The organism is Pseudomonas sp. 3A(2025), from assembly GCF_054589175.1.
Genome location: NZ_BAAILM010000014.1, coordinates 1 through 20,179, shown reverse-complemented (window position 1 = coordinate 20,179; position 20,179 = coordinate 1). Strand labels below are relative to the sequence as shown.

General features: G+C 58.6%; 19 protein-coding genes. 9 read left to right on the top strand and 10 right to left on the bottom strand.

What is annotated here, in order from left to right; translation table 11 throughout:
• The first annotated feature begins 172 nt into the window (after positions 1 to 172).
• From ACYP2A_RS04895 to ACYP2A_RS04885, 3 genes are read left to right on the top strand one after another with little or no spacing between them, the layout of a single operon-like run.
• Positions 173 to 1,564 carry an MBOAT family O-acyltransferase gene (locus ACYP2A_RS04895; RefSeq protein WP_459743274.1) on the top strand — a complete coding sequence of 464 codons (1,392 nt, stop codon included), beginning with the start codon at positions 173 to 175 and terminating at the stop codon, positions 1,562 to 1,564.
• Entirely contained in the window at positions 1,551 to 2,726 is a 1,176-nt protein-coding gene (locus ACYP2A_RS04890; RefSeq protein WP_459743273.1) for an SGNH/GDSL hydrolase family protein, read from the top strand. Before ACYP2A_RS04895 ends, ACYP2A_RS04890 begins: the two co-directional genes overlap by 14 nt.
• Positions 2,695 to 3,930: an SGNH/GDSL hydrolase family protein gene (locus ACYP2A_RS04885; protein ID WP_459743271.1), complete on the top strand. Its 1,236-nt coding sequence runs from the start codon at positions 2,695 to 2,697 to the stop codon at positions 3,928 to 3,930. The genes ACYP2A_RS04890 and ACYP2A_RS04885 overlap by 32 nt, the downstream gene beginning before the upstream one ends.
• Positions 3,931 to 3,976: 46 nt before the next feature.
• On the opposite strand, the gene ACYP2A_RS04880 is transcribed toward ACYP2A_RS04885, so the two are convergent.
• From ACYP2A_RS04880 to tynA, 3 genes are all read right to left on the bottom strand, one after another.
• A complete protein-coding gene (locus ACYP2A_RS04880) occupies positions 3,977 to 4,510 on the bottom strand; it encodes a hypothetical protein (RefSeq protein ID WP_459743269.1) in 534 nt (177 codons plus the stop codon).
• Positions 4,511 to 4,617: 107 nt separating this feature from the next.
• The gene (locus tag ACYP2A_RS04875; RefSeq protein WP_459743267.1) at positions 4,618 to 4,998 is read right to left on the bottom strand and encodes a lysozyme inhibitor LprI family protein; all 381 of its coding nucleotides are present in this window, start codon (positions 4,996 to 4,998) and stop codon (positions 4,618 to 4,620) included.
• A 112-nt stretch (positions 4,999 to 5,110) separates the two neighbouring features.
• Entirely contained in the window at positions 5,111 to 7,384 is a 2,274-nt protein-coding gene (gene tynA, locus ACYP2A_RS04870; protein WP_459743266.1) for a primary-amine oxidase, read from the bottom strand.
• 402 nt (positions 7,385 to 7,786) lie between these two features.
• Here tynA and ACYP2A_RS04865 point away from each other — a divergent pair, with 402 nt between their 5' ends.
• Positions 7,787 to 8,719, top strand: coding sequence for a helix-turn-helix domain-containing protein (locus ACYP2A_RS04865; RefSeq protein WP_459743265.1), 933 nt, complete (start codon positions 7,787 to 7,789; stop codon positions 8,717 to 8,719).
• A 56-nt stretch (positions 8,720 to 8,775) separates the two neighbouring features.
• The gene (gene feaR, locus ACYP2A_RS04860) at positions 8,776 to 9,699 is read left to right on the top strand and encodes a transcriptional regulator FeaR (protein WP_459743263.1); all 924 of its coding nucleotides are present in this window, start codon (positions 8,776 to 8,778) and stop codon (positions 9,697 to 9,699) included.
• Between the two features lie 21 nt (positions 9,700 to 9,720).
• Here the strand turns inward: feaR and ACYP2A_RS04855 are convergent, their stop codons facing one another.
• The 4 genes from ACYP2A_RS04855 to ACYP2A_RS04840 form a co-directional block, all read right to left on the bottom strand.
• Positions 9,721 to 10,761, bottom strand: coding sequence for a replication initiator protein A (locus tag ACYP2A_RS04855; protein ID WP_459743262.1), 1,041 nt, complete (start codon positions 10,759 to 10,761; stop codon positions 9,721 to 9,723).
• A gap of 1,233 nt (positions 10,762 to 11,994) precedes the next feature.
• Complete coding sequence (locus ACYP2A_RS04850) at positions 11,995 to 12,957, bottom strand: alpha/beta hydrolase (RefSeq protein ID WP_459743261.1); 963 nt, start codon at positions 12,955 to 12,957, stop codon at positions 11,995 to 11,997.
• The gene (locus ACYP2A_RS04845) at positions 12,957 to 13,880 is read right to left on the bottom strand and encodes a type II toxin-antitoxin system RelE/ParE family toxin (protein WP_459743259.1); all 924 of its coding nucleotides are present in this window, start codon (positions 13,878 to 13,880) and stop codon (positions 12,957 to 12,959) included. The genes ACYP2A_RS04850 and ACYP2A_RS04845 overlap by 1 nt, the downstream gene beginning before the upstream one ends.
• Before the next feature lie 426 nt (positions 13,881 to 14,306).
• Positions 14,307 to 14,939: a hypothetical protein gene (locus tag ACYP2A_RS04840; RefSeq protein ID WP_459743257.1), complete on the bottom strand. Its 633-nt coding sequence runs from the start codon at positions 14,937 to 14,939 to the stop codon at positions 14,307 to 14,309.
• 357 nt (positions 14,940 to 15,296) lie between these two features.
• On the opposite strand from ACYP2A_RS04840, the gene ACYP2A_RS04835 reads away from it, so the two are divergent.
• The 3 genes from ACYP2A_RS04835 (at position 15,297) to ACYP2A_RS04825 (ending at position 17,951) form a co-directional block, all read left to right on the top strand.
• The gene (locus tag ACYP2A_RS04835) at positions 15,297 to 16,082 is read left to right on the top strand and encodes a substrate-binding domain-containing protein (protein WP_459743255.1); all 786 of its coding nucleotides are present in this window, start codon (positions 15,297 to 15,299) and stop codon (positions 16,080 to 16,082) included.
• 161 nt (positions 16,083 to 16,243) lie between these two features.
• A complete protein-coding gene (locus tag ACYP2A_RS04830) occupies positions 16,244 to 17,065 on the top strand; it encodes an NAD-dependent epimerase/dehydratase family protein (RefSeq protein WP_459743253.1) in 822 nt (273 codons plus the stop codon).
• A gap of 1 nt (position 17,066) precedes the next feature.
• Positions 17,067 to 17,951, top strand: a complete 885-nt coding sequence (locus ACYP2A_RS04825) for a glucurono-1,5-lactonase (RefSeq protein WP_459743251.1) — start codon at positions 17,067 to 17,069, stop codon at positions 17,949 to 17,951.
• A gap of 30 nt (positions 17,952 to 17,981) precedes the next feature.
• On the opposite strand, the gene ACYP2A_RS04820 is transcribed toward ACYP2A_RS04825, so the two are convergent.
• The 3 genes from ACYP2A_RS04820 to relB form a co-directional block, all read right to left on the bottom strand.
• Positions 17,982 to 18,344, bottom strand: coding sequence for a hypothetical protein (locus tag ACYP2A_RS04820; RefSeq protein WP_459743249.1), 363 nt, complete (start codon positions 18,342 to 18,344; stop codon positions 17,982 to 17,984).
• 136 nt (positions 18,345 to 18,480) lie between these two features.
• Complete coding sequence (locus ACYP2A_RS04815; protein ID WP_459743248.1) at positions 18,481 to 18,750, bottom strand: type II toxin-antitoxin system RelE family toxin; 270 nt, start codon at positions 18,748 to 18,750, stop codon at positions 18,481 to 18,483.
• Positions 18,734 to 18,958 (bottom strand): type II toxin-antitoxin system RelB family antitoxin, encoded by a 225-nt coding sequence (gene relB / locus ACYP2A_RS04810; protein WP_459743246.1) that lies wholly within the window; start codon positions 18,956 to 18,958, stop codon positions 18,734 to 18,736. Before relB ends, ACYP2A_RS04815 begins: the two co-directional genes overlap by 17 nt.
• A 550-nt stretch (positions 18,959 to 19,508) precedes the next feature.
• Between relB and ACYP2A_RS04805 the strand changes: the two genes are divergently transcribed.
• Positions 19,509 to 20,108, top strand: a complete 600-nt coding sequence (locus ACYP2A_RS04805; RefSeq protein ID WP_459743244.1) for a replication initiation protein — start codon at positions 19,509 to 19,511, stop codon at positions 20,106 to 20,108.
• Positions 20,109 to 20,179 lie beyond the last annotated feature (71 nt).

Sequence of the window (20,179 nt, the reverse complement as noted above, 5' to 3'; positions counted from 1 at the left end):
TCCGTTTGACCCAAATGTTCGATGCGCTGTGTAGCACATATGGATGGATAGCTGATCAATTGGTTACATATCCCTATCCATTTGAATACATCCTGTTACATGTACTAAGGCTCTGACATAATCGCGCCGCATCGCCCAGCCCGCTTGATCCTTGAAGTAACGGACTACGTTGATGAGCTATTTTTCGATCGAATTCGGTCTGTGTTTTCTGCCTTTTTTTATCCTCTATTGGTGCCTGTGCACCAGCCCGCGCGTGCAAAATGCACTGTTGCTGGCGGCCAGCTACGGCATTTTGGCCACCTTCAGCCTGAATTTTCTCTACGTGCTGCTGGGCTACACCCTGGTGGTGTGCGGCCTGGGGCATTTGAGTGCGCGTTGGCCTGGACGCTGGTTGACCCGCGGGTTGATCCTGACGGTCGTACTGGGCTGTTTCTATGCCTTCAAGTACCAGGATTTCGTGGCCAGTACGGTACAGGCTGCCGGCTTGCCGGTTGAGTGGCCTGTACTGCAGCTGCTGTTGCCGGTAGGGCTGTCGTTCTATGTGTTCCACTCGGTTAGTTATCTGGTGTCGATCAACCGCGGTGAACTCAAGCCCGTCGCCTTGCCGGACCTGGCGTTGTACCTGGCGTTTTTCCCAAGCCTGATTGCTGGCCCCGTCAATCGTGCCTTGCACTTTTTGCCGCAGATTCGCCCGACCGAACTGCGTCAGGTGCTGGACCCGTACCGCGCCCTGGGCCTGATCGGCCTGGCGGCGGTCAAGCTGTTCCTGCTCAGTTCTTGGCTGGCCAATGAGTGGGTCGATCCGGTGTTCGATACACCCTCGGCCAGTTCCGCCGAGCAGATCCTGTTGGCGGTGTATGGTTACTCGTTGCAGATCTACTTCAACTTCAGCGGCTACACCAACCTGGTGACCGGCATCGCGTTGCTGTTGGGGTTTCGCTTGCCGGAGAACTTCAACTACCCGTACCTGGCGCACAACCTCAAGGAGTTCTGGGCGCGCTGGCACATCAGCCTGTCGCGCTTTATCCGCGATTACATCTACATCCCGCTGGGCGGCAATCGCCATGGGCTGTGGCCGGGCATGGCCTACATGATGATCGCCATGCTGATCTCCGGGCTCTGGCATGGTGCCAGTGTCAATTTCATTGTCTGGGGTGCGCTGCACGGCGTGGGGCTGGCGATCTACAAGCTGTGGGCGACCTGGGGGCCGGGGGAGTCGAATATGCCGGTCGCGCGCCTCGTGGCCCGACTGCTGACTTTTCATTACGTGGCACTGGCGTGGATTTTCTTTCGCAGCGCAACCCTGGACGATGCCGTCGAGATGCTCAAGGGCCTGGGCGGTTTGTCGCTGCAAGGGCTCGACAGCGAAGCGGGCATTGGCGTGCTGATGTGCTTGGTGATGCTGGTGCTGTACCCGGCCTGGGTGAGCTTTTTACGCGAGCTGTTTGCGGCCAGCCAGCGGATTCCGGCGTTGCTGTATCCGGTGGTGCTGGGGCTGTTCATTTCCGTGGTCATTTTTGCTTCGCCTGCCGGCGTGCCAGGTTTTATCTATGCCAGCTTCTGACCCCATCACCGCCGGGCGCAGCCTGCGCGTAGCCCTCAAGACCCTGGTGATGCTGCTGGTGACCATCGGCATTCTGAGCTGGCTGAATCAGGACTCCATGCGCCTGTATTGCCAACAGAAATACCACAGCGGCTGCGAGTTGCCGGGGCTGGGCGAGCTGCCGGCGTGGCGTCTGGGCGCCGACATTACCCGGGCGCTGGGCCAGGGCCGCGAAGCGTTCATTGCCGGGCTTTCGAGCAGCGATGCCGTCGCCGGTAAAGACGCCGAGCCACCGGTACCGGGCCTGCCGGTGGTGCAACTGCCGCCAACGGTAGAGGCGGTCACGGTCATTGCCGGCACGAGTGAAACGCCGAGCTTTGTACCCCCTGTAGAAAGCGCTGCCTTGCCTGCCGCGCCGCTCCAGCCGACGTCGGGGCCGGTCGCGCCCGCTCCTGTGTCACCGCCTGCCGCCTCGACAGCGGCGGTGGCAGCGCCGCCGAGGTTGCGTGCGACCGATACTCAAAAAGTGGTGCTGGAACCGGGCGATGAGGTGTTCTTCGTCGGCGACTCGCTGATGCAGGGCGTGGCACCGCACCTGGCCAACTCGCTGCTCAAACGCTACAACATCAAGAGCATCAACCTCAGCAAGCAAAGCACGGGGCTGGCCTATCCGGGGTTCTTCAACTGGCCGCAAACGGTGCATGAAACACTGGAGGCGCATCGCAATATTCGCCTGATGGTGATCTTCCTGGGCCCAAACGATCCTTGGGACATGCCCGAGTCGCGCGGCAAGCCGTTTTTGCGCTTCAAGAGCGAGGCCTGGGAAAAGCTGTATCGTCAGCGCGTCGGCTCGATCTATGAGCAGGCGCGCGAGTTCGGCACGCAGGTCATCTGGGTCGGGCCGCCGAACATGAACGGCCCGAAACTTTCTACCGCCATGCAGTACCTGCGCGAGCTGTATCGCAGTGAGGCGCAGCAGTACCAGCAAATCTACCTGTCGGCCAACGACGTGTTCGGCTACCAGGCAGAAGAGTTCTCGTTTTACATGACCGATGACGCCGGCAAGAAGAGCAAGATCCGTGTGGATGACGGTATCCATTTCACGACATCCGGCCAGAAGCTGATCGCCAACAAGGTGCTCACTCTGATCGATGTCCACCAACCTGGCCTATCGGAGCGTTGAGTTGAAGCACGCCATTTGTTTGCTGCTGTTGGGCCTGTCGCTGGGCACCAGCGTGGCCCGGGCCGAAGCCCCCGATGCGCCCAAGCGCATCGTGACCAAGGCGTGGACGCCGCTGTTGCCGGCCAACCGTCAGGACCCTAACCTGGCGCTGTTGGCCAACAAGCTCAAGGCCTCGAAAACCAGGCGGATCAATATCGTCCAGCTGGGCGATTCGCACACCGCCGCCGACCTGTTCAGCGGCGAGATGCGCCGCTTGTTTCAACAGGACTACGGCAACGGCGGCATCGGCTTCATTGCCGCGACGCCGGTGCCCGGCACACGCTATGACCAGGTCATCGTCACCACCGGCAAAGGCCAGTGGGAACTGGTCTCCAGCCGCAACCAGCAGAGTTCGCAATTCCCGCTGGGCGGCTATTTATCGATGCCGCTCAGCAGCCGGCCAAGCGTGCGCCTGGCCAGCCGCGAACCGGATGAACAGCGCTACAGCCTGTCGACGTTATACCAGGCCAACCGCAGCACCATCCTGCAAGCCCGCGACACCACGACCCAGGCCCGTGCACTGCCGGCCACTCAGGGTCAGTGGCGTTTCAGCCAGCCGATCAATACCGTCAGCCTGCCGGTGGACCTGAGCTTTGCCAGCAACAGCGGGCTGGCGGTCGGCGGCTGGTTGCTGCAATCGCAACGCAATGCCGGGGTGCAGTACTCGGCACTGGGCATCAACGGCGCGACTTTCGATGTGGTCGACAAATGGCAGGCCGGCTGGCTGGAGACCCTTAAGGAGTTGCGCCCGGACCTGCTGATCCTGGCCTACGGCACCAACGAGGCCTATGACGACAGCCTCGACACGGCGCTGTACGAACAACGCCTCAGAGAGCGCCTGCAAATGCTGCGCAAGGCACTGCCCGGCACTGTGCTGCTGGTCACCGGCGCTTCGGACTCGGTGCGCAACAAACGCGCGGGCCGCTGTGAAGACAAACAAGCCAATAACCTGCGCCCGGTGATCCAGATTCAACGCCGCGTGGCGGCGCAGAACAATGCGCTGTTCTGGGACTGGCAAGCATTCATGGGCGGCAACTGCTCGATCGAACGCTGGTTCGCCCGCGATCTTGCACGACCGGACCTGGTGCACCTGACGGCCGATGGTTACCGGCAGAGTGCGCAAGGGTTGTATGGGTATTTGAAAGGGGTGTTGGGGCGGCGTTGAGGGGTATCCCTGTATATATAGCTAGATATCTAGCTATCAAGATATATTACGATTCGGCAGTGCTCTTGATTCCTGCCAGAATCCGCTGCCGAATTAACCCACTCACCGGCCGGATTAAATACCAATACGGCGCAAACCGCGCTCGTGAGGCGCGATCCGGGCAATACACCCGGGTCTCGGTGGTTAGCCGGCAGGTGCTGTTATCCAAGGCAACCGCCGAAAATCCCAGAGCCAGCCGAGCGATTCCGGGTCGGTCGAAATCGCGAAAGGCCGCGCCGTCGGCAATCGACACCAACCCATAATCGCTCTGCCAGAAACACCCTGCCAGCCCATACACCAATTGCGAATCCTGCCGGTGTAGCAAGGTGAAATCCTGCAAGCCGAACGGCGCCCGGTTTTGCTGCCGACCCAACAGGCGCATGGGCAATTCGCGCAGCAGAATCATGCGCCGAAAAAACGGATCGGACTCCGGGCGGTAGGCTTCGGCGGTGTCGATGACACGCTCAGGTGTCGCGGCGATGACCCGACTGTGGGTTTCCTGGAACTGGTAGTCCGGCAGGTAGTGGTCGAGCAATTCCATTGCACGTTTCCTTGGCGAAGCTTTTTCCGGCTTTAAGCTGCGCAATGGATTCACGCAGGCGCCTGGCATTGTTCAGGGTGCTGTTGAGGTAAAGGGTTTCGTCCATCTTACATACTCGCAATCGCTTCCAGCTCATCGGCCCTGCGCGCCGTGGCTTCAAGCACGCAGCTACTGCTGTTGATCCGGTCCATGGTGCCGCCGCTCAGTTGCGCATAGAACATGCAGTTGGCGTCACGGTATTTGAGCCACTGGCGCTGGGCATCGAGCAGCAGGCCTTTTTGCGGTTCTTGCAGGGTCGCCATGGCGGCTTTGTACTGCGCGTTCAGGCGACCATCGTGGCGTTTGATTTCGGCACCAATGCACTCGACCATCGAGCTGGTCACACCGCCGGCGGTGTCGATGCAGCGGTCGTAGGTGGTGCTGTATTGCGGCTCTTTGGCGTGAACGGGCAAGGCCAGGACGGCGAGCAGCAGAAGAGAGCGGCGCATGGGATAGGTCCTTCTAGTCAGTAGGAACGGCTTTAGCCGTGAAGGACATTACTGGCCCTTCGCGGCTAAAGCCACTCCTACGACGTATCGACTGCGCTGTATCAATCACCCATCAAGGCTTTTTCACCGCCCCCAGCGTCGGCGTTTCATCAAAGAAATTCCATGGTTTGAGCAGCACGTTGACCCATTCGGTCGGCATGATCGGCCACTCCTCGGCGCGGGCCACGTGGGTGGTGCCGGTGGTCAGCCAGACCACGTTGTCGGTGTTCTCGATCGGCTGGTTGTCGGCGGTGAACTGCGCAAGACCGGTGTCCTTGCCCGAGCGGTTCGGGTACAGGCCTTCAGGGTAGAGTTCGTGTGGGTTGTAGCGCGACACCCAGATCTGCTTGTCCATGAAACTCAGGCGGTTGTAAATCCATTCGTCCTTGCCGAAGTTGGCGCCCTGAGCCACCGGATGGGTGCCGCCGGCGTAAGGAATCAGTTGATAGGACACCGGGTTGCCGACCTTGTTTTCCTTGCTCGGGTTGCTCAGCAGGCGAATGGTCGACGGGTCGAATTTCTGCGCCGCCTGTTGTTCGCTGGCCACCGTGTTCTGCTTGACCTGCATGGTGCTGGTGCGCGGGCCGCCACGGTCGTTGGGCAGAATCACCGGATTCATTTCGACCAGCGAGTTGTTCTCGCCGTCGACGTCCATGTCCAGACGGAAGTTGTAGATGTGCTGGTGGGTGGTGCCGACGATGTTGTGGTCGATCAGCGTGCCGTACTGGGTGTCATGCGCGGCGGTCTTGTCGCGCATGGTGCGGCTGGTCACGCCCTTGACCGCTTCGATGCCGGTGGCGCCGGCGTTGATGCCGATGGTGCCGTTCTGCTGGAAGACCCAGTCGAAAATGTAGTCGTAGTTGCCCACGGTGCTGACCCAGCGGATCACCAGCTCGCGGCGCTCGACGCTGACGTTGGGCTGGCCCATTTCCTGGTGTTTGTACTCCGGCCCCGCATAGCGCTCGAAGACCGCCATGGCGCGCGGGATGGTGGTCGGTGCGCCGGTGTAATCGGCGATGGTCGCGTCGAGGAACACGGCGTTGTCCGGTGCATCCTTGCCAGGCTGGATCGGCGAGGTGAGGGTGCCCATGCCGTATTCGCCCGAATCCAGATAGGCCTTGAAGTACCAGCCCACATCCGGATCGCCGTAAGGCACGACCATACCGCCCAGATTGCCCTGGTACATGACTTTGCGTTTGGTGCCCTTGTCGTTGTAACTGACGGTGGACAGCACCGGCCCGACCCGCGAGTCCAGGCGCACATGCAAATCCCAGTTCTGCCAGTGAATGCTGTTGCCCTTGATGGTGTAGTTCTTGCCCTCGGGCTCGATGATTTCCAGCGGCTTGACCGCTGCCTGCACGCGATCACTGCCGTTGTAGGCGCGCGGCGCCAGAGGCACCGGAATGACGCCCTCATCTTCGATCTTGATGATCTTCTTCTGCTCGAGGTCAACCACCGCCACCAGGTTCTCGATCGGATGCGCCCAGTAGTTGCCGTCGCCGACATCCTGATACGCCACCACCTTGAGCAGGCGCTTGTCTTGTTCCAGGCCGTCCTTGTTGTCGAAATAGCCGACGGTCAGCGGCGTGCTGATCACCTTCTTCATGTCGGTGATACCGCGCTTGGCCACGGCCTTGGCGTATTCGGGGCTGTTCTCGATAATTGATTGCAAGGTGCCGAAATCGTCGATCAGCACCATGCCATGCACGCCTTCGACCGGTTGCCATGACAGCAGTTTTTTACTGGCCAGATCGACCTTGGCCTCGATGACATGCGGGCCATGCAGCATGGTCACGTTAACCTGGCGCGGCTGGTTGACGGCCTTGCCGGTCAGCGCGAAGTCCCAGACCTTGGCCTTTTCCGGCTCGCTCAGGGTGATCTGGCTGAAGCGCAGGTCAGGCTTGTTCTTGTCCGAGGCCTTGATGATGGCCACGGCCTGCTCGATTTCCTGCGCGCTCAGCGGGTTGAGCGGGTGCGGCAAGGACTCGACGACAAAGGTTTTGTCGAGCCCTGACTGGAACACCTGGTTGATGAAGTCTTTGGACATGTAGGCGGTCTTGCCCTTGAACACCACCGGCACGTCCAGTTGCAGACGCTTGCCGTTGAGCTGCGCCACGGCAGCACCCGGCTTGACCTTCACGTAGGCGCCGTCCTTGGTGATCACGAACAGGTCGGCATAGTCGTCCCATTTCACCCGTGCGCCGAAGGCTTCCAGGGTTGATTGCAGCGGCACCATCTCGGCAGCTCCACCATGGGCCTGTGCCAGCGCAGGCACGCTTGCAATGGCCACCGCCAAGGCCAGTTGCCTGAGCGCCATCCGCGGGCCGGTAATGAGTTTATTGAGCATGGTGTGTGTCCTCGAAGCCGGTCAGAAAACGTTTATGGTTCTTTTGGTAACAACAACGACGACTCTTTTTTGAATGCCTGCCAGACACTTTGTTGTGCGTGACACACCCGTTCTGGCCAGCAATTAAAAGAGGGGTTTGATGTGCCGTTGACTGTAATCCGCCGGCGGCATGGGCAAGTAACACAAATTGGCAATTGATGAGCGAGTGTCGTTAAAGATGCCCGGAATAGAACATTGCACGGTTCAGGTGCGACCACGCTGCAATACAGTGCCAAGTGCAATGTATTTAATTATTAGTTACACCCGTTGGCGTTGATAAGAAGGGGCGGCACGAGTGTTGCAACATTTTGAAATAACCGCACGACCCTGCGGACTGCCAGAGGCCGCTCCTTGGATACCTTCATGCGCCAGTGGGTGCACACCACCGATATCGTCGAGCATGCCAATGCCCTGCCGGGCTGGCAGCAACGCTATGACCAGCTCAGCGCCGGCCGGCTCGACGGCTGGCTGGCCATGACTCAGGTCGACGATGTGCAGGTGTTTCGTGAACGCCTGAACCGCTCGGCCGTGCAGTCGATGCATCTACCACCGCACGCCCTGAATGTCCTCGTGCCGCTGGCCTGGCCGCAGCTCGACGAGCACTGTGACATTCGCACATTACAGCCCACGGTCTTGCCGGATCTTGAAGAGTTTCGCGTGGTCAGCCCGGCCGGCATGGACGTGCTGTGCCTGTCCATTCCGCTGGCCACACTGGCCTGTGTACTGGATGAAGACGTGCTGGCTCGGCTGCGTGGCTCGTCTGCCTTGCAACGCATCAGCGTACCGCCTGCACGCTTCGTCGCTGACATCGGCCAACTGCTGGTGTTGCTCGATAACCAACAGGCCGATAACGCTCAGCCTGCGCACCTGAAATCCCGCCTGGTGCTGCTGGTGGCCGGTTGGCTGGAGGCACTGGCCCATGAGCCGCGCACGCTGCCGTGCGCAGGCACCCGGCGCTATATCGTCGAGCGCTGTCACCAATGGCTGCTGGAGCAATACCAGGACCCGCCCAGCGTGCTTGAGTTGTGCCGACGCCTGAAAGTATCGCGGCGCACCTTGCAGTACAGCTTTCAGTCGGTGGCCGCCGTCAGCCCGGTGCAATACTTGCGTTCGGTTCGCCTGAATGGCGCGCGCCGCAGCATGCGCCAATACCCGCAACTGGGCATCGCCGATATTGCCGCGCGCTGGGGATTCGAACACCCGAGTTACTTCAGCCTTGAATACCAGAAGTTGTTTGGCGAGTTGCCGTCGGTGAATCGGCGAGGGCCAAACAACAGTGGACAACATCGCCAGTAATCGGGATAACGATTCAATAAGGCACAACAACAAAACAGGCGAGGCTGCGAAACGCCATGGAAATGTTGCACACCACACAGGCCGATCAGTTTCATGCCTGGCTGCATGACGTCAATCAGGCCTGCGGCGCCTTCGCCGCCAGGCCCTTGGGCGCTCAATATGGCGGTGCCCTGCGCGAACACCGCTCCGGCGCGCTCAAGCTCAGTGTCGTCGACTTCCATGATGTGCAGCTCTACCGCGGCGCACGCGAACTCGCGCAGGGCGATGACAACCACTACTACGCGGTCTTTCAGTTGCAGGGCAGTTCCAGCCTGGAACAAGAGCACGACAGCGTTGTGCTGCAGCCCGGCGACATCAGCCTGGTCGATGCGGCCCGTCCGACCAACCTGGTGTACGGCGAAAACGTCCGCCAACTGTCGTTGATTCTGCCCCGGCCTCTGGTCGAGCAGAGCCTGCAGTTTGCCAACGTGCGCTGTGCCCAGCGCATCCCCGGCACTTCACCGCTGGCCAGCCTGGCCAGCCGCTTGATCATCGACTCGACGCAGCAAGCGTGCCTGAGCTTTGCCGAAAGCGAAGCGATTCTGAGCGCCGTGCTCGATCTGTTGCGCCCGGCCATCGGCGTCGCCCGCCGCGAAGCCGACAGCCATGAACGCCTGCTGCGCAAAGCGCTCGACTTCATTGACGAACACATCGCCAACGAAGCTCTGTGTCCGGACCTGCTGGCCCGTGAAGTCGGCGTCTCGGTGCGCGGCCTGTACCGATTGTTCTCCCGAAAGAACCTGGTCATCGCCCAGTACATCAAGAACCGCCGCCTGGACCTGTGCGCCGAATCGCTGCGCAGCGCCCACCACACCCAAACGCTGTCGACGCTGGGCTATGCGTGGGGATTTTCGGATTACAGCTACTTTTCGACCGCCTTTAAAGCACGCTTTGGCGTGTCGCCGAGCGAATACCGCAAGCGGTATCAGGGCGCAATTTGATGGTTTTATCAAGCATCGGCCTTATTCCTCCGCCTCTTTCCATTTATCCACCTGCGCACGATTTTCCATGTGCAGTACGGCGTCGTTTTTGCCCTGCATTTCGAGTAACGAATAGTCCGGCAAGGCGTTATTTTTGATGATGACGCGCAACATACGATTGAACTCATTGCGCTTGCTATCGCTGCCGCTGCGTTCGTACAGGGTGCCAAAATTCCAGGAGGCCCCTTTCTTGCCGGCGCTCTTGCGTGCCATACGGTATACGAATCGGGCAAGACCGCCATCAAGCAAAAAATAATCAGGATTAACGGACAGCACGTCAGGCCCATGCCCTGTCGTGATGTCCTCATACATCCAGTCGGCGACCTTGAACGCCACACTTTCGAGTTTCTGGGTTCGCAGGTTGCTGATGACCTTGAACGGACCTATCAGGTTCTCGCCTTCGGTGATGACCATGGGTTCGCCGCCCATGTTGCGCACGCGCTCGATTTTGACCTGGGTCGTGCTTAGCCGCTCCAGAGCACCAATAATGGCTTTTCTTTGCTTGCCACCATCATCCTTGCAACAGAACGTCAATATGTCGCTGATTCTGGGCCTGAACACTTGGTCAGGCTTCTCGCCCTTGCCCGCTCGGAAACGGTTCATCGCCTCGGTCAGGTAGGACGCGGCCATTAACACCAGGTCATAGTCATAGATGGAAGCCATGCCCAGTGGGCCTGACATCACGCGAACAAACCCGTCGGGCAGGTGGTGAGTGATGGTCGTATTCGGGCGTTTTACGCTTTTCGACAAACGATAGACCGCTACATCCATGATGACCCGACTGTCCCGGCACACCGATGCATAGATCATCGGCGTACAGCTATCTGGCAGCGTTACAGCAGGCTTTTTCTGAGGTTTTCTATCTCTGGACCTGGAGGCTTTGTCAGTGTCAGGCGTGGGCGCTTTGAGGGGCTCCAGCATCGGCGTCTTATCACCGACAGGCTCCGGGTTCTCCGGTGAGCGGGTGGGCGTTTTTCTGGATTTGATTGCGTCGATACGTTTTTCTTTACGACTGGTCGACATGCAGGCGTCCGTCAGAGTTAGGCCGCTAGCGGCCGACAGCGTGGTGGGCGGCGCTGAATGTTATGGGCTTTGACGAAAAGTAAAAATCAGACAACGGCGTTGATCGTGACGGGAAATAGAGGTGGCTTGTGGGGTATTTCTCTCAGCAGTTCGTAGGAAAGGTACACGTCTGAATCTTGTCTGTGATGCGATTTGTCTGCCCTGTCCAATCGACTTGGCGCCGGGGGCGGCGTCGATGATCCAGCGTTCAGAAAACCAGTCTGTAGAGCGTTTTTTCTGGGTTTCATAGGTTTTAAAGTTTTAAAACAGTTTTGATTTATGTTTTGGGCTGTGTGCATAACTGGGGCAACGCCTTATGCCGCGTGGCTTACAGCCTGTACATAAGCCTGTGGACGGGTGTGTGAAGTACGGAATGTCGTGTGTGAAGTACGGAAACGCGTGTGTGAAGTACGGCCTTTGGTGGGTGAAGTACGGTTTTTTTCAGCCCACATGTCCTTTCAGCGTAAAAACACGCTTTTTCTTCGCTATCAAAAATGTGGGCAACTGCTGAAACCCTTGCTGTATAAGGCTTACAGGGCAGGATAACCCTGTGGATGAGTGGGTGAAGTACGGAATTTGGCAGGGTAAATGACGGATTCAGGTGGGTAAAGTACGGAAAAACAGTTTCAAGCTGTCTTGAATGCTTCGACTGATCTTCAATACCTCAGTGTTTGCTGGGGGTGTGGTTATTGTGATCGCGTATTTCGTGTACTTTACCCACCCACTCACTTTGAAGCCCGAAAGCACGGGCTTTACAGTTTCTTCGAGAAAATAACCCATCGCTTTTATGGTTTCAGGCGCAGCGCATTGACCGCGCAGCCCCAGCCCGCCAGGGTGCGTACCGAATTCTTACACGCCATCGAGAAAAATATTTCGTAATTCACACACATTTCTTGCAATGCGTGACGCCCTGCGTCTGATTTTCCCACAGCGCCAATACCCTTAGTATCCAGGGCGGTCCGGTATTACCGGCCTGTCCAACTGCCAGTTGTACGTAAGGATGCGGACATTCAACCACTCAAGCCTGACTAACTTAACTGGTAACGGTACAGCACGGTCGTATGTCATCGACGTAGAGGCGGCAGATCCGGAAGCGGCAAACCAATGACACGCCGCGCAGTCGTGTTTTCAGGGCCTTTTTTCTGAATAGTGTGGAGTGGGGAACACAAACCTGCTTTTCAATAAGAGCTGCTTTCAACCACCCATCCGCGCCGTAACCCATTCCCGCGTATACGCCAGCACCCGGCTCGCCATCGCTGTCGGAAAGTGGATAAAACCATGCGGTGCGGCCGGCAACAGGTGCACGTCAACGTCTGCCGATTTCGCCCATTGTTCGGCCAGGCCGAGGGTGTCATCGCGCAGCGGGTCCAGCTCGCCGGCAAACATCAGTGCTGGCGGAAAATCGCTGAAGTCGCCGTACAGCGGCGATACCGGTGCGCACTGGCGTTGCTGGTCGCTCAGGTCGGGCGTCAGAGCGCGAAACGCCTCGACCATGCCAGGGCCGTCCAGTACCAGCGTATCGTGCCCTGCTGCGCGCACACTTGGCGTGCCGGTCAGGTCAAAGACCCCGTAATACAGCACTGCACTGTTGACCCGGCGCAGCAGGTCGGGCCAGGCCTTTAGCCCAAGAAGCGTGGCAACCGCAAGGTGCCCGCCTGCAGACTCGCCCACGACGATGACAGGCAGGTCGGCGAATTCCTTGTTGTTTTCGTCCAGCAGCCAGCGAGCGGCGCAGAGGCAGTCCTGCATCAGGCCTTCAAGCGGTGTCGAGACGGCAAGCCGGTAATCGACGGACACTACGGTCACGTTGCAGGCCTTGACCAGGCCGAGGTTCAGATCGTCATTCATCTGGGCGTTGCCGATGACCCAGCCTCCGCCATGGAAGTCGAGCACAATGCCTTTGGCCTTGCCGGAGGCTCTGATGATCCTGACCGGCACGCTGTGCTTGTCGTGCCTCACCACCCGGCGCTCGGCATGAAGCCCTTGCCGGGTGAGCTTGCTGGCACCGCCAACCTGGCTTGCCCGCAGCAGGGCCTGAATCGCCAGAGGGGTCACACGGTTTCTGATTCTGAAACGCGGCAGCCAGGCGAGTTTTTGGTTAAACCGCCTTGCTTGCGCTATTTCATGCTCGGAACAGCAAAACCCCGGGTGCTCCATTATTTGAGGTTCTCGACGTATTCCTCGACAGCAATGCGTTCTGCCTTGCGTTTGCCGGCTTGCACGAAGGCTTCGAATGCTGCGCTGGCCATCAGCGCTGTGGCCCGGGCCTGCAAGCCCTTGAGCACCGCTTCAGGGACTTGATCGAGGTCGTGCTGCAGGGCATGGGAACACGCCAGGGTCTCGACCAGCTTGGCGCAGAATTTCTCAAGACCACGGCCGCTTTCAACCCGCTTCCAGGTCGAGATGAAGAAGGTCTCGCCGCGGCCCGGGCCTTTGCTGGTGACATAGGACACGGCGCACAAACCCACGCCGCTGCGCTTGCGCCAATGCACGGCCGAATGCTCATCCAACTGCAGGATGTTCTCTTCAAGCCACGCATGACCGCTGTGCATCAGGTGGATGCTCGCCGCATCCAGGGCCCCCAGCGTGCTGCCGAACGAGGCGTCGGCAAACCGCGCCTGCAGCAGCGTCTGTTTGTCGCGCACGATACGCACCACCCAGGTCGCACTGCGTATTTCGCGGCTGATACCGCGTGGCACCTGATAGGTCAGGCCTTCGATGCATTTGTCGTAACAACGCAGGCTGGAGATGTCGACCGTTGACTGCACCCGCGCTTCGGTACCCGGTTCCAGCGGCTGGTTGATGGGCTGGCCATTGCTGTGCAGGAAACGCAGGATCTGCACTGACTCGGGCGTTACGTGAAAGGTGGTCAGGAACGGCCAGCGTTTGAGCGCCAGTTCGTGCACTGCCGGCGCCTGCTGCGGGTGGATGTTGCTCAAGACGCTTGAGTGCTCCAGGGCTTTGCTCTCGGCCACGACGTCATCGACGATGGCCTCGGCCTGTTCAGGGCCGACCAGCTCTTTGTAATGTTCGAATATCTCGTCCAGATCCAAGCTGGCCTTGCGTGTCATTTTCAGCATGATGCCTGCCTCGATTTTTCTGCGCTGTGTGTCCGTCGGCTCTGATAGATCCTGGGATCAGACGCCATGGGAATATCCTGCTATCGATTATCCGGTGCCTGACAACAGCAAATGAGTGAAACCTTGCACAGCACCGTAATTTTGCGATCCAGTTCACTACAAGGTCAGCAGAAATGGCAAAACAATATTAAATCGCCATACTCATGTAGTTGATAAATTCACAATCCGCAACTAAATAAACGGACACTAACGGATTACGCCAAGTCGCTACGATTATTTATCATCGAACACGCGTGTTCAAGCTCCCGGATTTTTATGGGTCGGAAATAATTTCTGTAAAGGCCGGATAGTAAGCGGTTTCGCCCGAATCATCCGGCCCGTGTAACGTCCTGTATCTTATTTTCTACACGGCATGGCCGCTACTTCTTAGCGGGTCTTGTAGTGACTTAGCGACTCGACATATTCAGTCACTGCAATCTTGTCGACCTTGCGCTCGCCGGCGCGTTGAAAGCGTTGAAAAACCTCACTGCCGAGCAAGTTGTCGACCTCTTGGCGAATGTTTTTCTGCACCGTGTAGGGCGTACTCGTGACCTGGTGAGCCATCTCCCAGGTCGCCTCCAGTACCCCCACCAGCTTGCCGCGAAATTTTTCCATGCCCCGCCCGCTGGCCACTCGCCGGTAGGTTGAAAGAAAGAAGGTTTCACCGCGCCCCGGCCCCAGGTGGGTCACATAGGCCACCGCGCACAGGCCCACGCCGCTGCGTTTGCGCCAATGAACTGCGGCGCGCTCGTTCAATTGCAGGACATCGTCGCGGTGCCAGGCATGGCCGCTGTGCAGCAGATGAAGAATGGCGGCATCCAGTGCGCGTCGGGTACCCCCGAAACGCAGGTCGGTGAAGCGTGCACACACCTGCACGGTTTTGTTTTTCAGGACACGAACGATCCAGACCCGGCCCCGGGTTTCCCGGGTAATACCGCGTGGAACGCTATAGGTGACATCATCGACAAGCTTGTCGTAACACCTCAGGCCTGAAATATCGATTTCAGACTCAGTGTTCATGGGTGTAACCGACTGTCAGTAAGGTGAATAAGACGGCCTGATACCCCTATCGGATAACCTGTATCTATCCTCCAGTCGAAGAGGATTTCTTGATGACCGGCTCACGAATCAATGGGCATATTCAGGTCTGTAACAAGGTGTACGTTAATGGCCGCAGAGGGTCGGTCATAACCGACGCAGAAGTGCGAACACGATTGTCAGACAGTCTGGCAGCCAACTAACCCGTCAGCCTGGGCAGGCGATGGATGGCGCGAGGCTGATTGAGCGATCGATCCGCAAATCTGCAACAGACGCCCGACGCTTGCGCATTTTTGCCACATACTTGCCGGTTCCAGTTCAGCAAGGTTTATCTTCGCATTGAAAAAATTACTTCCCTGGCTGCTCGGCGGTGTTCTGTCTTTTTTACCGCTGTCTTTTGTTCATGCCGCCGCCAAACCTGCGCAATTGATCGTCCTGGCGTCCAGCGCCACCATGGGCGCCTTTCAAACCCTGAGCGCCGATTATGAGAAGCGCACCGGCGTGCGCCTGGTCGCCCAAGTGGCGCCTTCGGCGGGTAATGCGCCGCACTCGATTGCCAACCGTCTCGCCCGCCAGGAGCCTGCCGATGTTGTGTTGCTCAGCCGCCAGGCGCTTGAGCGGCTGATCAAGGACGGCCACGCCGATTCTGGTAGCCGGGTCGAACTGGGCAAGGCCTTTATTGCCCTGGCGGTGCCTGCGGGTGCGCCCAGGCCGGACATCAGTACCATGGAGAGCTTTCGCCAGACGCTTTTGGACGCTGACTCCATCGCTTATTCAGACAGCTCCAGCGGCCTGTATGTGTCGCGGGTGATGTTCAACCAGATGCACATCGCCGAACGCTTGCAGGGTAAAAGCCAGATGATCAGCGCAGAGCCGGTCGGTGACGTGCTGGCACGCGGTGAAGCGCAACTGGGCTTTCAGCAGCTCAGCGAGCTTAAACAGGCGCAAGGTATTCAGATTGTCGGCCTGATTCCCGATCAGGCTCAGCAAATGACCCTGTACTGCGGCGCCGTGGCCAGCCGCAGCAGCCACCCTGAAGATGCTCGGGCGCTGTTGGACTATCTGGCCTCGACAGAGGCGGCGGCAGTGATTCGCGACAGTGGGCTGGAGCCCGTGGTGCGCTAGGTGCCTATCATGTTGTATGACAACAAAGGCAGTGGCTGGCATGGTTTACACGTGCTGGCTGCCACTTTGAGGCCCTTTGGATCAAGCGTTGACAAGCGACCATGGGCGCACGAATAATTCGTCAATGTTATATGACGACATACAACAACAAGGTATCGATCATGTCCCAGCCGTCTTTCACCCCTTTCAATCGCCTGTTGCTTACCGGTGCTGCCGGTGGCCTGGGCAAAGTCCTGCGTGAGTCGCTGCAGCCTTATGCCAAGGTGCTGCGCCTGTCCGACATCAGTGAAATGGCACCGGCCGCCGGCCCCCACGAAGAGATCCAGCACTGCGATCTGGCCGACAAGCAGGCTGTGCACGCGCTGGTCGAAGGCGTCGATGCAATCCTGCACTTTGGTGGCGTTTCGGTAGAGCGGCCTTTTGAAGAGATCCTGGGCGCCAATATCAGTGGTGTGTTTCACATCTATGAGGCGGCTCGCCGGCATGGCGTCAAGCGCGTGATCTTCGCCAGCTCCAACCACGTGATCGGCTTTTACTCGCAAGATCAGGTCATCGATGCCCACTCGCCGCGCCGCCCGGACAGCTATTACGGTTTGTCCAAGTCGTATGGCGAAGACATGGCCAGCTTCTATTTCGACCGCTATGGCATCGAAACCGTCAGCCTGCGCATCGGTTCTTCGTTTGCCGAACCGTTGAACCATCGCATGCTCAATACCTGGCTCAGCTACGACGACCTGACCCAACTGATCGAGCGCGCCCTGTACGCGCCGGATGTCGGCCATACCGTGGTTTACGGCGTCTCGGACAACCAGACCGTGTGGTGGGACAACCGTCTGGCCAGCCATCTGGGCTACGAGCCCAAAGACAGCTCTGAAGCCTTCCGCGCTCAGGTTGATCGCCAGCCATTGCCGCCGGCCGACGACCCGGCACGCCTTTACCAGGGCGGCGCCTTTGCGGCCAGCGGCCCCTTCGGAGATCAATGACATGTGCGCTGAACTGATTATCGATGCCCGCAACGCCACCGGCGAAAGCCCGGTCTGGAGTGTCCGCGAGCAGGCCCTGTACTGGGTTGATATCCCGGCCGGCACGCTGCATCGCTGGACCCTGGCCGACGGTCGCGAACAACGCTGGCAGGCGCCACAGATGCTCGCCTGCATTGCCGCCCACGCCCAGGGCGGCTGGATCGCCGGTCTTGAAAACGGCCTGTTTCATTTGCAGCCACACGCCGATGGCAGCTTGAGCAGCACGCTGCTGATCGAGGTCGAACATGACCGCCCGGGCATGCGCTTCAACGACGGCCGTTGCGACCGTCAGGGACGCTTCTGGGCCGGCACGATGCTGATGGACATGGCCGCAGGGGCCAGCGTCGGCGCGATGTACCGCTACAGCGCCGGCGAGCAGACGCTGGCCGCGCAACTGAGCGACCTGGTGGTGCCTAACGGCTTGGCGTTCAGCCCTGACGGGCGGACGATGTACCTGTCAGATTCGCACCCGAACGTGCAGAAAATCTGGGCCTTCGATTACGACACCGACAGCGGCGTACCGCACGGCCAGCGCTTGTTCGTCGACATGCAGCAGCATCCGGGCCGCCCCGACGGCGCGGCCGTGGATGCCGAGGGTGGCTACTGGATCTGCGCCAACGATGCCGGCCTGATCCACCGCTTCACCCCCGACGGGCGCCTGGACCGCTCACTGGCCGTGCCGGTCAAAAAGCCGACCATGTGCGCCTTTGGCGGCGCCAACCTGGACACGCTGTTCGTCGCCTCGATTCGCCCTGGCGGCGACCTGAGCGACCAGCCCCTGGCCGGTGGCGTGTTCGCCTTGCAGCCGGGGGTACAGGGGCTGGAAGAACCGGCATTTGTGGTCTGAACGCCTGAGCCGGTGGCTACTGGATCGGGCTCAGCTTACCGAGAAGAGGCATGTATCAATGCCGCCTGCGCAAAATGGCGCCTCGCGCTTGAGCTCCAGAAGCAGGCTGTTTTGCCCTTCTTTGTATTTGCAGAGAGTGCCGCTCTTGTCAGGGGTTGCCAGAGCGGATTCGAACTTCAGTTTGTCCAGCGCCTGCTTGTCTTCATAGGTTTTCTCACCGACCCACTTGAAGCTGTTGCCAGCGGGTGCGCTATAGGTAAAGCCTCCATCGGCGCTGGCCTGCTGGACAATGCTGGAGACCTCGGGGCAGGTATTGGCGGATGCCTGAACGGCATGGCCACACAACAGAAGAGGGCAAAGGCTCAGGGCCAGTTGCCTGATGACATGGGGCATGATTCATCCCTCCTGGACTTCTCGGATGGTGTTAGCCGCAAACGCTTCTTGTGCCACGTTATCCCTAACACTCATGACGAGAATAGTTCGCCCGGTATGACCGGGCGTAAAGACCGACCATCGGCAGTCTTGCGAATTAACGGTATACCTCTCGCCGATTACCGATCTTGATTACGAGAATCCGCAGCGCGCCATCTTCGATATGGCTTATCAAGCGATAATCGCCCACGCGGTACTTCCAGAAATCGCCTAAACGCGAGCCTTTCAAGGCCTCTCCGATGCAGCGGGGATCTTCCAGTTGAGCGACACGCTCATGCAGGAAAAGCAAAATTCGTTTGGCTACCTGAGGATCAAGCTTACCCAGCTCGCGCTCTGCGGCGCGGTCGAATTCAATCCGCCAAGCCATAGCGTTTCATCATTTCCTCGAGGGGAACGGAATCTGATTGGCCCGCTCGGTTGTCCAGCAGACGCTGCTCTGCAAGGTACAAATCTTCCAGGTCGTCCAGATGCGCGACGATGGCCTCCCGGGCGTAGAAGGTTTTAGTGCGACCAGTTGCTTTGGCAAGGTTTTCCAAGCGAGCTTCAAGATCGGAAGGCAGACGAATAGCGAGCATAAATAGGCTCCAGATGGCATGTGCTATACGAGTATAGCAGTCATAAGGCTGGCTACTCGATAGCCCAATTACCGGCGACAAGAATTAGTTCGCCCGGTATTGCCGGGTGTAAAGACCGACCATCGGTGGTTTGGAATATTCCTGCTCATGCCGGCGACCCTTCCTACGCGTAATGTGGAAGGATTCAGGGTCGATGCCGAGGTTGGCTTGATCGCTGATGACGCACGGGGGACGGGTTCAAAGTGGTCGGATCGTTTGTAACTGCATAACTGTCTTGCCTTGCATTGGCTGCCTCGCCTACGTTTTTCGAAACACCCTAATGTGGTGTGATTCAGGGTTACCGCGCTGGAAACATTTGCAACATCCCCATTCAGAAACGGCGATTTTCGCCTGAAACCCTTTTTTATACTTTTCCTTTTAAAGCTTTTACGACCGCTACAGGCCTTGATCTACGTGGCCTCCAGCGTCGTAATGTGGAGTAATTCAGGGTGAGATGTGGAGGGATTCAGGGTCAGTGTGGAAAAAAATAAGGGATTTCCACATTACGCTCATGGCCGACGAAAAAATCTATAAATCCAACGCGCTCATCGAGGCGTCGTACACGCTTTCCGTCTCTGAACAACGGATCCTGCTGGCCTGTATCGCCCAGGTTGATCGCGGCGCGCCTATCACCGATGAGGTGATGTACAGCATCCCGGTTGCGCGCATCGCCAAGGCTACAAACTCAGACAGCAAGTCCATTTACAAAGAGCTGTTTGAAGCCGCGCGCAAGCTGCGCCGACGAGAATTGAGCATCGACCTGGAGCCCAATGGTGGCGGTCGTAAATCCAAGACCCTGGAAGCCAGTTGGGTGCAGAGCATCGTCTACAGCCATCGGGACGGCATGATCAATCTGCGGTTCAACAAGGACATGCTGCCCTTTTTGACCGAACTCAAAGAACAGTTCACCCGTTACGACATGGCCGAAGTGGCCAGAATGACCAGCATGTACGGGATCAGGCTGTTTGAGATGCTAATCCAGTACACCACCATCGGTTCCCGGGAAATCGCCCTGGAAGACCTGCGCAAATGGCTCCAGCTGCGTGACAAGTACACGTTTGCGTATTCCGCGCGCACTTGGACACCCATTCCACGAACACGTGGACACTGATTCCACGCTGACTTGGACACTCATTCCACGGCCACTTGGACACTGATTCCACGATTACTTGGACAGTGAAT